Genomic DNA, 13273 nt, shown 5'->3' on the forward strand with positions numbered 1-13273 from the left:
GAAAAATGGCCGAAATCTAATAGAATTCTGCGCCATTTAGTTCTTGAAAGGGTTAGATTTAAGCGTAAATAAGCCATTTGTCAACCACACGATTGTAGATTAGCCGATTAAGAAATTTTGTGGAAAAACATATTGAGAAGCGTTGCTTAACGCATATCGATGCAGTTCCTGATAATTTCTTGTTTGTTGAGGATGGAAGTGTGCGATTGATTGACTGGGAATATGCTGGCATGCAGGATCCACATGTGGATATTGCGATGTTTTGCATATATGCATTATATGATCGACAACATGTGGATATGTTGATTGATCAGTATTTTGATGGAAGTTGTCCAAAAGAAACGCGAATCAAGATTTATTGTTATATAGCTTTATGTGGACTTCTCTGGAGCAACTGGTGTGAATATAAGAGAAATCTTGGTGTTGAGTTTGGTGAATATTCTTTAAAACAATATCGATATGCAAAAGATTATTATCGTATTGTTGAAAAAGAGCTGGGGAAAAATTTATGAATCAAGTTGAAAGAGCAATTATTATGGCAGCAGGAACTGGAAGTAGAATGCATCCAGTGACTTTAGATACTCCTAAACCAATGGTTGAAGTAAATGGAAAAAGAATGATTGATACTGTCATTGATGCACTGCATCAAAATGATATTTACGATATTTATGTTGTTGTGGGATATTTGAAAGACAAATTTAATGCGTTGCTGACGAAGTACCCAGATATTCATCTTATCGATAATCCTTATTATGATTCCTGTAATAATATTGCATCTTTATATGTTGCAAGAGATTATATCTGCAATGCAATTATTTTAGATGGAGATCAGATTATTTATAATCCAAAGATTCTTTTTAAAGAGTTTGATAAATCTGGATATAACAGTATTTATACGGAAACTAAAACAGATGAATGGCTGCAGACAGTAGAAAACGGTATTGTGACGCATTGTAGTCGTACTGGTGGAGAAAAAGGATGGCAGCTTTATAGTATCTCAAGATGGAATGAAAAAGATGGAAAGAAACTAAAACATCATCTGGAAATAGAATTTGAACAGAAGAAAAATAGACAAATTTATTGGGATGATGTAGCGATGTTCTGTTATCCACAGGAATATCAGTTAGGTGTTTATCCTATGGAAAAGGATGATGTGATTGAAATTGATAACTATGATGAATTGATTCAATTAGATAAGAAATATGTAAACTATGAGGCGAAAAATCATGAATAAGAAAAAAATAGACTGGATGATCACAATTGTTCCTTTAACGCTGATTATTGTTCTTTGCGTTTTGTTTTTCTTCATGCCAGAACAATCTAATGTAGTTTTATCGGAAATTCGTTTCTTTTTTGGAGATACATTTGGTGTCTATTATTTGGTGATTGGTCTTGGTATTTTCTTATTATCCTTCTATATTGCTTTATCTAAATATGGAGATATTGTTTTGGGAGAAAAGAATGAAAAGCCAAAATATTCATTTTTTGCATGGGGTTCCATGATGTTTACGTGTGGACTTGCGGCAGATATTTTGTTTTATTCATTTTCTGAATGGATTTTATATGCGACAGATCCACATATTAAAGAATTAGGCAATATTCAGGAATGGGCTGGTGTATTTCCATTATTCCATTGGAGTTTTATTCCTTGGTCCTTTTATCTTGTTTTAGCAGTTGCCTTTGGTTTTATGCTTCATGTAAGAAAAAGGAATCGTCAGAAATATTCAGAAGCATGTAGACCAATCCTTGGTGAACATACGGATGGATTTGTTGGAAGAGTGATTGATTTGCTGGCAGTATTTGCTTTACTTGCAGGTACTGCAACGACATTTAGTGTTGCGACGCCTTTGATGGCCGCAATCATTGAAAGATTATTTCATTTCGCAGTAGATAGAACTACGATCAATGTGATTATTCTTTTGATTACATGTGCAGTTTACACATATTCTTTATTACATGGTTTTAAAGGAATCAGTTATCTTGCAAATGCTTGCATTTATATGTTTTTTGGACTGCTTGCATTTGTATTTGTTTTTGGTGGACAGGCAAGATATATCATTGAAACAGGTTTTGCATCTCTTGGTACAATGATTCAGAATTTCATAGGATTATCTACATATACAGATCCTCTAAGAACATCTAATTTTCCACAAAACTGGACAATTTATTACTGGGCATACTGGATGGTCTGGTGTGTTGCGGCGCCATTCTTTATTGGAAATATTTCTAGAGGAAGAACAGTTCGCCAGACAATTTTGGGTGGTTATGTATTTGGCGTTGGATCTACATTGGTTAGTTTTATTGTTTTGGGAAATTATTCCATGGGACTGCAGATGAGCGGTGCTGTAGATTTTATCTCAAACTATCTTGCGAGTGGTGACATGTATGGATTAATTGTATCAATGATTGAAACAATGCCTTTTTCTAAAGTTATCATGGTTGTTGTATTATTTACAATGATTGCATTTTATGCGACTTCTTTTGACTCTATTGCTTTAACAGCGTCATGTTATAGTTATCATTCTTTAAAAGAAGATGAACAGCCACATAAGGCAGTACAATTAATGTGGTGTATATTATTGATATTATTGCCAATTGCATTATTATTTGCGGATAGTTCTATGAGTAATTTGCAATCCGTCAGTATTGTTGCGGCATTTCCGATTGGAATTGTTATTGTTTTGATTTCTATGAGTTTCTTGAAAGATGCAGAGCAATATATAAAAGAACTGAGTGAGAAGTAATGATACTAAAGTTATTATGATTTCCTTAAGCTTCCTTGAATCATAGCTGGATTACATTTAAAATAATGTCTATGGCAAAGAAAAAAAGAAAATTAACAAAATTTGGAAGAATATTATCAGATATTGTAATAGTAGTTTGCTTAATCATAGCTGGTTTTTCAGGATGGAATCTTTATAAAGAATTACATGAATATCAAGAAAGCAAAGAAACGTATGAAAAACTGACACCATCAGTTGTGATTGAAAAGCCAAGTACAGATGAGAGTGGCAATACAGTTACTGCACCTGAATTTGATTGGGAAAAATTGAAAGAAATCAATGGTGATTTTGTTGGATGGATCAGACTGGATGACAGTACAGTTGATTATCCATTTGTACAAGGTACAGACAATGAATATTATTTAAGACATTTATTTGATGGAACATATAATAATTCAGGCTGCGTATTTATGGATGTGAATAACAATAGAGACTTCAGTGATAAGAACACAATTCTTTATGCGCATAACATGAAGAATGGGACAATGTTTGCTTCTATTGAGAAGTACAAAGATGCTTCATATTATGATGGCCATAAAGTGATTCATATATACACAGAAGCAGCGACGTATGATGTTTACCCAGTTGCTGGTATTGTGACAGATGGACAAGATGATTATGTTCGTACGTCTTTTAGCGATGATAATGATTTTATGTCTTATGTAAATCGCTTTGTGAGTTCGTCTACATTTACATCTGAGCAGTCTATTGAAGCATCGGATCGTATGATTATGTTAAGCACATGTAATTATGATAGAAGTGATGGTAGATATGTTCTGATTGGGAAACTAGTTCAAGAGGATAATAATGCACAATAAGCATAGAAACGAAGAATACATTGAAGATGTTCAAATGATTCAACCAGTAAAAAGAAAAAAGAAAAAGAAGAAAAAAAGAAAGAGAAGACTATCTTCTCAATTTTACTGGATGCTGCTTGTAATATCTGCCATTGCGACGTTTTTAGTTCTTTTTAATGCGCCTATGTTTCCAAAGAAATGGTCATTTTTAATACTGTTTTTATTGGTGGGGATATTACTTTTAACAGGTATTTTTACAGCTGTTTTTTCTCCGAGAAATAGAATTCAAAAGTTTATTAACTGTACGCTTGCGTTATGTTTGGGTTTTGTATCTGTATTAACACCTTACTATATAAATAAAATTACTGAATTATTTGAAAGTGCTTTAGGAGATAAAGTAAGAATTAATCTATATGTTTTAACGGATGAATATAAATCACAATATCCTGACACTTTTAGAAATGTGATTACACTGCCAGAAATGGATAGTAACGGAAATTTTAAAAATGTCGATATGAAGGATTATGCAGATGCGGTATATGGTACAACAATTGAAACAGATACAACGAATCAACAATACGCACTCAAACAGTTAAAACAATTGTGTGGAAAACAGGTACAGACAATTGATAAAAATGCATTATCTGATGCAGTTCAGGCATTTTATGATAATCACACTGATATTCTTATTATGTCAGAAGCTTTAGCGGGAACCATTTCAGATATTCAGGGATTTGAGAATTTTGAAACAGACACGAAGATTCTATATTCATTTGATCGTCCAATTGATGCATCTGCTTCTGATACAGTTGCGGTAGATATGACTACAAAACCATTTACAATCTTCTTTGGAGGAAATGATACAACAGGTGCATTATCTTTAGAGGGAAGAACAGATGTTGATATGACGGTTACCGTAAATCCAAATACACATCAAATAATTATTTCTAATCTGCCAAGAGATTCCTGGATAAAGAATCCATATTACAACGATAAGAGAGATAAATTAACACATCTTGGATTAGCAGGTATTGATAATACATTAAAGGGATTGGGTAATATTTATGGTATTGAAATTCCAAACTATGTTATCGTAAACTTTACGACATTTATGTCAATTGTTAGTGCACTTGGTGGAGTAACAATCCAAAATCCATATACGTTTACCGCAATTACAGGTACAGTTTTCTATGAAGGGGAAATATCTATGCCTGCGGATATCGCATTGTTATATTGTCGCGAACGAGAAAATCTGCCTGGTGGAGATTTTGATAGAAATATGCATCAACAAATTGTAATGAAAGCAATTATTGATAAATTAACATCAAAAGATATCATCACAAAATTTGATTCATTGTTAAATGAGATTAATGGACAGTTCTTAACAAATATTTCCCCAAATTCTTTGTATGCATTAGCACAAAAGCAATTAGATGAAGGAATTGAATGGAATATTGTGAATTATCATGTTGGTGGTGAAACAGGTATGGAAATCTGTGCTTCTGCAACAGGTCAATATTTATCTGTTGTGTATCCATATGATAACCAGATTGAATTTGTAAGAAATGAAATTCAAAAAGTCATGGATGGCGAAACAATTACACAGGAAGAATTGCCTGAAGGAAGAATTACGTCAGATTATTCTGCAGATCATATCTCACTGAATTCACAAAAAAATCAAACATATCAATACGAAGAAGATGATTATAATGAACCTGTAGAAGATTCTACTGACTATGAAGAACCATCGTATGATCAAAATTATAGTGAAGATGATGATAATCAGGACTATAATAGTACGGATGAAAATACATACAATGAAGATGTAGAAGAATAGAAAGAAGGAAAATGTATGTACACAATAAATGATTTATACGATTTAGATCACACACAGGCAAAAGAATACTTATCTAAGTTTACATATCCATGGGAAGCATTAAAAGGAATCAAAGATATGATTGTTGAAATTGGTTCTCAATTGCCAAAGGATGAATATGACGAAGTGAAAGAACATGTATGGGTTCATAAAACGGCACATGTATTTGCATCTGCATATTTAGGTGCACCTTGTATTATTGGTGCGAATACTGAAGTTAGACATTGTGCATTTATTCGTGGTTCTGTTTTGGTTGGAGAAGATTGTGTTGTTGGTAACAGCTGTGAATTGAAGAATGTCATTTTATTTGATCATGTGCAGACACCACATTATAACTATGTTGGTGATTCCATTCTTGGCTATTATGCACATACTGGTGCTGGTGCGATTACTTCTAATGTTAAGAGTGATAAGAATCTGGTTGTTGTACATGATCGTATCCATCATGAAGAAATAGAAACAGGCTTAAAGAAGTTTGGAGCTATGCTAGGGGATCATGTTGAAGTTGGATGCAATAGTGTATTGAATCCTGGTACAGTGATTGGTAGAAATAGCAGAGTTTATCCTACAAGCTGTGTAAGAGGTGTTGTTCCTGAAAATAGCATCTGGAAGAATGATGGAACAATTAAAATGCAAGAAAATGTGTGATGAATGGGAGTATACTGGAGTATACTCTTTTTGTAAGTTTAGGGAAATGAATGTATGTTGTTTACAAGTGAAGCAATTGATAAGGATAATGCAAAATGAAAAAAACAGTATTACCGAAATTTTCACAAGAATGTGTTCTATGTAACTGTAATGAAATCAATGACCGTATGGATAATGTATGCTTCAGTGAAGATAGTATTACAGATGATCTGTACCAACAAGAGTTTTTTGAGTGTGAATTTAAAAATGTATCCATCCATTCAAAAATGATTTCCTGTTTATTTGCGGATGTGATTTTTGATCATTGTGATTTATCTAATGCTTGTTTCAGTGAATCTGTTTTTCGAAGATGCATCTTTCGTAATTGCAGGATGACAGGTATCGATTTCTCGGATTGTTCTTTTACAGATGTAACGATGCATGATTCCCTTGCTTTATTGGCAAATCTGAATCAATCAACATGGAAAAATGTGGAATGGAAACAAATGTGTTTTCAGGAAACTTCCTTCTATAATGTAAAGCTTAAAGATATCAACGTCAAAGATTGTGATTTTACATCCAGTGAATTTAACCAGACAAAACTATCGGGTATTGATGTATCTTCAAGTAATATTGAATCTATCGCTACACAGCCAGAAAATTTAAAAGGGATGATTGTCAATCGTGAACAGGCAGTTGCTTTAGCACAACTGTTAGGAATTATTGTTAAGTAACTACTTTCACAATACTTTCACAAATTACACATATATTTCTCACAACTACTGTGTAATATATAATTGTTTTCAAGAAGAATAATTTCTTTCCCTCCCAGAAGATCTGTTTCAACAGGTCTTTTTTTTACGAATGAACAAAAGTATAGGATTGTATATCACAATTGTTTGATTCTTTATGTAAAATATGAATGCTGAAGAAAAGGAGAGAAACATGCTGAAGGAGATAATGATTTTTTTTGGATTGTCCATTGATAGTTTTGTGCTGATGATGAATAAAGGTGCACAATTAAGAAATATGAATATGAAGAAAATTTCCACGTACGCACTAGAATTTGCATTTGTAGCGATGGGAATGTTTATGTTTGGTTTTTTGTGTAGCAAACCATTTATAGTCAGTATTGCAAGAGTAAAAATTGAAATTGCAATTGCTTGTCTGATTATTTTGATTATTGGTACAGTGATCGCAACAAAAGCAGTTTTAAACAAAGATTTTGAAGAAAGACTTGATACTAGCTTTGATTGTAAAGTGTTATTGAAGCAGGCATTATTTACAAGTATAGATGTATTCTTTGTTGGTGTAGCGTATGGATTTTTGGAAGTTCATGCAATTAATGCATTGATTATTTCTTTCGTAATTACATTTTTAGCTGTGTCAACTGCACTGCTAATAGGGTATAATTGTGGTGCGAAGTATCAAAGAATCATACGATTGGTTGGTGGAATTCTTATGATAGTCTTCGGCATTTATTTGATAACTACTTATATAGTGATGAGGTAATTATGGAATATCATAAAAATCTCATGAAAATATCTTTGGCTGAGAATTTGAGAAGTCTGATGCTGCGTCATATGTTTGAAAAGATTACAATCAAACAGATCTGTGATGCAACGGGAGTCATTCGTGCTACATTCTATAACTATTTCAGTGATAAATATGATTGCCTGAATTGGATCGTTTATCATGACATTGTAGAAAACACAAAAGATTACGTAGAAAGTGGCGATTTTGAAAAAGCTCTGACAGCTGCGCTTGAAGTTCTCATTCAAAACAAGCAATTCTACCGTATTGCGTATCACGTAACGGGACAGAATAGCTTTGAAGATATGATTCGTGATAACTTAAGAATATTAGTCATGAAATTTCTGGAAAAATATCGTAAAGAAAATTTTCTTCCTCAATATTCAAATGAATTATTGTCTCGATATGATGCAGAATCTTTAGCGTTTAATATTCGTATGTTTGTCAACGAAATTGGTGGTGCAAAAAGTGTTGAAGAAACAAAACAAATGACACTTGATCTTATGAAGAATTCATTCTTTGACTTTGCGGATGTAAAAGAAGTCAAATGAATGAGTTCTTTTTTTAGAGGTTACTATGAAAACAATACAAGTAAAAACAAAACTAGGAATATTAGAAGGCGAATCTAAAGTGAATTCTATGATCTTTAGAGGAGTACCATATGCAGAAGCTCCTGTAGGAGATAGAAGATTTAAAGTACCGATGAAAAAGGCAAAATGGGATGGGATTTATGAAGCATTGGAATTCAAGAGCCAATGTCCTCAGGCAGATCCAACGGAAGGTTTCTATGGGAAAGAATTCTATACGGATCCAAAGTATCCATTGCCTCCACAAAGTGAAGATTGCTTGTACTTGAACATCTGGGTGCCAAAGAAAGAAGGGAAATTTCCAGTGGCATTCTGGATCCATGGAGGTGCATTTGATCATGGCTTTTCTTCAGAAATGGAATTTGATGGAGAAAAATATGCCTCTCATGATGTTATCCTTGTAACAGTGAATTATCGTGTTGGTGTATTTGGATTTTATGCAGATCCTGTCTTAACAAAAGAGAATACATTCCATACAACAGGAAACTATGGCTTATTAGATCAAATCATGGCTTTGCAGTGGGTGTATGACAATATTGATGCATTTCATGGAGATCGTAACAGAATTACGGTGTTTGGTCAGTCTGCAGGTGCAATGAGCACACAGGCACTGATTACTTCGCCTTTAACGAAAGGCTTGATCCATAGTGCAATTTTCCAGTCAGGTGCAGGGGTGGAAAATGGCATCACACGTACAAAGAAGATGAGTGATGCATATCATACAGGAGATTTGATTCGTAAGCTGTGCAAAGTGAAAAATGTCAATGCACTTAGAAAACTGGATGCGAGTAAACTTGTTTCCATTTTACCGGAGTTATATAAAGAATGTGGCGGGCTTGCGTTTGGTCCTGTGAATGATGGATATCTTCTGCAGGAAGATATGGATGTTGCCGCAAAGAATGGCAGAATTCATAACATTCCTTATATGATTGGTATGACAAGTGATGATATAACAATTGAAAAAGGTACAGATGCTAGAAAATCAAAGTTCTATGAGGGATGTATGAAGTTTCTAGAGCTTCGTTTGATTTATTCCAAGAAGCCTTGTTATATGTATTATTTTTCTAAGAATTTACCATCAGATGATGCTGGTGCATTCCATTCTTCTGAATTGTGGTATATGTTTGGTACATTGGATCGCTGCTGGAGAAATATGAATGCACGTGATTATCGTTTGTCGGAAGCAATGATTACTGCGTGGACAAATTTCATGAAAGATGATGATCCGGGTGCTCAATGGAAACCATATACAAAGAAAGAACAATTTGTTAGAAATTTTATGTAAGATGACAAAAAAAAGCAGATTAGTCCGTAGACGCATCTGCTTTTTTGTCATTTTTGCTTTTTGGGTAGAATAATTCAACATCACGATTTTTATCAAATACGTTGTTGTATTGTAGCATTCTATATTCCTGAATACATTCATCATCAATGTCATCGACAGATTCATAGAAGTTACCTTCAGCATCATAACATCCATATAATGAAATAACAGGATATTGATCTTTTAATTCATACAAGAACTGCTGGTATGGAGTGAGTTCCATATTCGCTGTGTGAAGAATTAAACTAGATAGATAGTTTGCGCTGAGCTTGTCATATGTCTGATCTTCAATGTCATAGTTTGCCCAGATCAAGAATGGTGTAACATACTGCTTGATATCTTCTTCTGGCGTTCCACTTGTTGGGAAGAAGAGACGATCACTTGCAGAACCAAGGGATGGCTGGTGGTCACCATACATGATGATCATGACATTTTCATCGACATTCTCAAAGTATGCAATGAGTTTTTTAAAAGCCTCGTCTGTTAGTTTGATCAATGAAAGATAGTTTTCTGCAGTGTCATAGTTTTCATTGCCATAGCTTGTAAGATCTACAGTCTGCGTTAAATCATCCGCATTTTTATAAGAGCCGTGGTTCTGATAAGTAACGTTGAATAAGAATTGATTCTTACCTTTGTTTTCTTCGTAATTCTCGATAACTTTTTCAAAATCCTGTTCATCTGTTGGATAACCGTGAATTGTATCTAAACCATCAAATGTTTCTGCGAAAACCGTATCTTTGAATTGGAGTTTCTGGTATGCAGTTCTTCTGTTCCAGTTTGTTGATTTGCCTAAATGCATGCCTGTTGTTAAATAATCATTACGATTCATATAAGAAATCGTTGAAGGAACAGAACGGTTCATATACATGTTGTATGGATATACACCTGCCTGGAAGAATGCTGTTGAGTTACCTGTGAGTGTTTCATATTCTGTATTACATGTACCACCGCCACGAACAGATACATAGAGATTTCCGCGAATCGTATTCTCTAAGGAATTAAAGTAAGGCGTCATGCCTTCGGCAATCGTTGTGCCGCCAATATCTAGATCAGAGAATGATTCATTCATGATCTGAATGATTGTTGTTGGTTTTGTGTTTTTTTCATCTGCTTCTGCATCTGCTTTTGCTTTTGTACTGTATTCTTCTTTTAATGCATTGAGTTTATCTTCACTGTATCCATCTGGTTTTGTTGGCTGGTTTTCTAAGAACTGACGAACCAGACCCGTGAAAGTTAAAGTTGTACCTTCATTCTGGAATGTGGATAGTAATCGAATATCCCATAAATAGTAAGAACCAATACTGTTAAAGAACAATGCAACGACAAGTACAATGATTGGATACGCTGTATACCATTTATTGATCTTTGTTTTGTCTCTTGGTACACAACGCATAACGAGATATAACATTGCATCCACGATGAATGCAAAAATCATAATGTAATTTAAACGAATATCATAGTTTGCGGCAACATCCATTGCAGTTCCGAGTGCTGTAAAGTCCCAAGGGGCAATTGGACGATTTCTAAATACGACTACAAATGTGGAAACAATTGCATAGAGTGTAAATGTGATATTCGCAAGATTTAATCCCATTGGCCTTCTAAAGCAGATGAGATGGAAAATCTTGTAGATGACAATCATAATACCGACGTTTAATAAACGTAATCCAGTATTAATATAGAAGAAGTTGCCTAATATGTTCTCCATCATGAAGAATACCCAGCATGGAGCTGCGAGTAACATGAGTTCATTTAATGGAATGGCGTTAGATAATTCTAAATGTTTATCAATCATTACCGCAATGATCCATGCGAGTACCATGATAAATGCATAAACTTGAATGATAATAAATTTTGGAAGATATTCTTCTGTCTGGAATTGTACCCAGCCTTCTACATTCTGCAGATTCAAATGAATTTGATCATTTTCAAGAGAGATATCAATGCCTTGGGAACCTGCTAATTGAGATGTAAAGTTGCTGGAAGTATATTCACGAACAGTCATTGGACCAAACGACAATGTAATTTTATTGATGGTCATGCTCTTTACACCTTGCAGCTGCATCTGCAGGCTGTTTGTTACGATAGGTACATTCGTAATTGCAATCTCTTTATAATATGGTGCGACATCGTACCATGTTTTATGACCGTTGTAGTTGTATGTTTCGAAGATTTCTTCGTTACGATCAGTGTTGTAGTTGGCAAGTACAATCGTTCCTTCACTGCAGCTATCTAGATCTACATGGTATGACAAGTGTGGTGTATATAATACAAGAAATAACCCTGAAACAAATAAGAACCACACAATTCTTTTAATAGAAAATATCCGTTTTAATTTCTTCAACATATTTCACAAAAATTTCACTTTCTTTTATAACCGTTATAGTTTAGCACTTTTCGCATATAAAATCTTGTTAAAAACGTGTGAAAATCTGAAGATTCAGTGAAGATGAGAAAAAAGTTATACAATAAGATAGAAGCGAATAACATCTGTTAGACATTTTATCATTGAGTCTTATAAAAACTTAGAAAATGTGAGATGATTTTAGAACGGAATTTGATGAATCACTAGATAATGAACTTGTTGAAACTGGAGGAAGAATGAAAAAAGAAAGAGAATCGGGCATAGAACTATATAAAGTGATTGCCATTTTTTTGATTGTATTATCACATGTAATACAAACTTTAACAGAACCAAACTATGTTTTAGGAATAGGAGAAGGAACATTTATTAATATTGCTACTGCAACAACAGATTTGTATGTTTTGCTGCTGGCTCTTTTTAGAATTTGTGGTGCATTAGGAAATAATATGTTTTTTATATGTTCTGCATGGTTTTTAGTGAACAGTAAAAAAATGAGTTTGAAAAAAGTAATTCATATGGTACTTGATGTGTGGATCATCAATATGATTGTTTTTTGGGGGTTGCATGCAATTGGAATACAATTTCAGATATCTGATACTGTAAGAACATTCTTTCCAACAACATTTGCGAACAATTGGTATATTACTTGTTATTTGTTGTTTTATTTGATTCATCCATTCTTGAATCGCATGCTGGAACAGTTAAATATAAGTGAACATTTTGCCTTAACATCTTTTTTATTTATGATTTATTTTATTATTCCTGTATTACCTTTAGAGGAAATCAACTTGTTCTTTGCAAATGAATTAGTGATTTTCCTTGCAACATATGTCATTGTCAGTTTTATAAAAACCTATAAAAATGAATGGACAGAAAATCTAAAATTAAATAAAGGTATTCTTTTTGTTTCTATCGTTAGCTATGTTGTATTGATTCTAAGTGTGGATTATCTTGGGCTTAGAACAAATTATTTTTTAAATAGACTCGTACGCTGGAATATGAATAATAGTTTATTTATGTTTCTGATTGCATTTTCTTCATTTAATATGATGAAAAAAAAGAAGTTTATCAATCGTACGATAAATTACTTTTCTTCTTTATCATTACTTGTGTATATATTTCATGAAAATCTTGCTTTTAGAAGATATTTTAGACCAGTGATTGAATTTTCAATATTGCGTCGATTTGGTATAGAACATGCATTTATATGTGCTGTTTTTATGGCTGTTTCTTTAGCAATCCTATCATTCATCATCAGTGCAATCTACAAGATATTCTTTACAAAAATTGTATCGAAACTGAGTTCCATCATTTCCCAGAATATTCAAACATTGTGGAAGAAATATGAACGTTTGGTAATAGAAGAATAATGAAAAAAAGA

General features: G+C 33.4%; 12 protein-coding genes. 11 read left to right on the top strand and 1 reads right to left on the bottom strand.

Annotated features, from left to right (window positions below; translation table 11 throughout):
• The first annotated feature begins 98 nt into the window (after window positions 1-98).
• The 10 genes from ACTND6_RS02970 (at window position 99) to ACTND6_RS03015 (ending at window position 9488) form a co-directional block, all read left to right on the top strand.
• Window positions 99-512 (top strand): phosphotransferase family protein, encoded by a 414-nt coding sequence (locus ACTND6_RS02970; RefSeq protein WP_441045049.1) that lies wholly within the window; start codon window positions 99-101, stop codon window positions 510-512.
• Window positions 509-1234 (top strand): sugar phosphate nucleotidyltransferase, encoded by a 726-nt coding sequence (locus tag ACTND6_RS02975; protein ID WP_441021707.1) that lies wholly within the window; start codon window positions 509-511, stop codon window positions 1232-1234. Before ACTND6_RS02970 ends, ACTND6_RS02975 begins: the two co-directional genes overlap by 4 nt.
• Entirely contained in the window at window positions 1227-2744 is a 1518-nt protein-coding gene (locus tag ACTND6_RS02980) for a BCCT family transporter (protein WP_441021709.1), read from the top strand. The genes ACTND6_RS02975 and ACTND6_RS02980 overlap by 8 nt, the downstream gene beginning before the upstream one ends.
• Window positions 2745-2815: 71 nt before the next feature.
• Window positions 2816-3601, top strand: a complete 786-nt coding sequence (srtB, locus tag ACTND6_RS02985) for a class B sortase (protein WP_441021711.1) — start codon at window positions 2816-2818, stop codon at window positions 3599-3601.
• A complete protein-coding gene (locus tag ACTND6_RS02990; RefSeq protein WP_441021713.1) occupies window positions 3591-5417 on the top strand; it encodes an LCP family protein in 1827 nt (608 codons plus the stop codon). The genes srtB and ACTND6_RS02990 overlap by 11 nt, the downstream gene beginning before the upstream one ends.
• Window positions 5418-5432: 15 nt before the next feature.
• On the top strand, window positions 5433-6104 hold the full coding sequence (locus ACTND6_RS02995; RefSeq protein ID WP_441021715.1) for an acyltransferase: 672 nt from the start codon (window positions 5433-5435) through the stop codon (window positions 6102-6104).
• Window positions 6105-6199: 95 nt separating this feature from the next.
• On the top strand, window positions 6200-6817 hold the full coding sequence (locus ACTND6_RS03000; protein ID WP_441021717.1) for a pentapeptide repeat-containing protein: 618 nt from the start codon (window positions 6200-6202) through the stop codon (window positions 6815-6817).
• A 211-nt stretch (window positions 6818-7028) separates the two neighbouring features.
• Complete coding sequence (locus ACTND6_RS03005; protein WP_441021719.1) at window positions 7029-7595, top strand: manganese efflux pump; 567 nt, start codon at window positions 7029-7031, stop codon at window positions 7593-7595.
• Window positions 7596-7597: 2 nt separating this feature from the next.
• Window positions 7598-8167: a TetR/AcrR family transcriptional regulator C-terminal domain-containing protein gene (locus ACTND6_RS03010; protein WP_178176126.1), complete on the top strand. Its 570-nt coding sequence runs from the start codon at window positions 7598-7600 to the stop codon at window positions 8165-8167.
• Window positions 8168-8192: 25 nt separating this feature from the next.
• Complete coding sequence (locus tag ACTND6_RS03015) at window positions 8193-9488, top strand: carboxylesterase/lipase family protein (protein ID WP_441021721.1); 1296 nt, start codon at window positions 8193-8195, stop codon at window positions 9486-9488.
• Between the two features lie 19 nt (window positions 9489-9507).
• Here ACTND6_RS03015 and ACTND6_RS03020 read toward each other — a convergent pair whose 3' ends face one another.
• Window positions 9508-11874, bottom strand: coding sequence for an LTA synthase family protein (locus ACTND6_RS03020; protein ID WP_441021723.1), 2367 nt, complete (start codon window positions 11872-11874; stop codon window positions 9508-9510).
• A gap of 254 nt (window positions 11875-12128) precedes the next feature.
• Between ACTND6_RS03020 and ACTND6_RS03025 the strand changes: the two genes are divergently transcribed.
• On the top strand, window positions 12129-13262 hold the full coding sequence (locus tag ACTND6_RS03025) for an acyltransferase family protein (protein ID WP_441021725.1): 1134 nt from the start codon (window positions 12129-12131) through the stop codon (window positions 13260-13262).
• Window positions 13263-13273 lie beyond the last annotated feature (11 nt).

Origin of the sequence: Bulleidia sp. HCP3S3_C9 (genome assembly GCF_052064035.1) — a bacterium.
Taxonomy (GTDB): Bacteria; Bacillota_I; Bacilli_A; order Erysipelotrichales; family Erysipelotrichaceae; genus Bulleidia.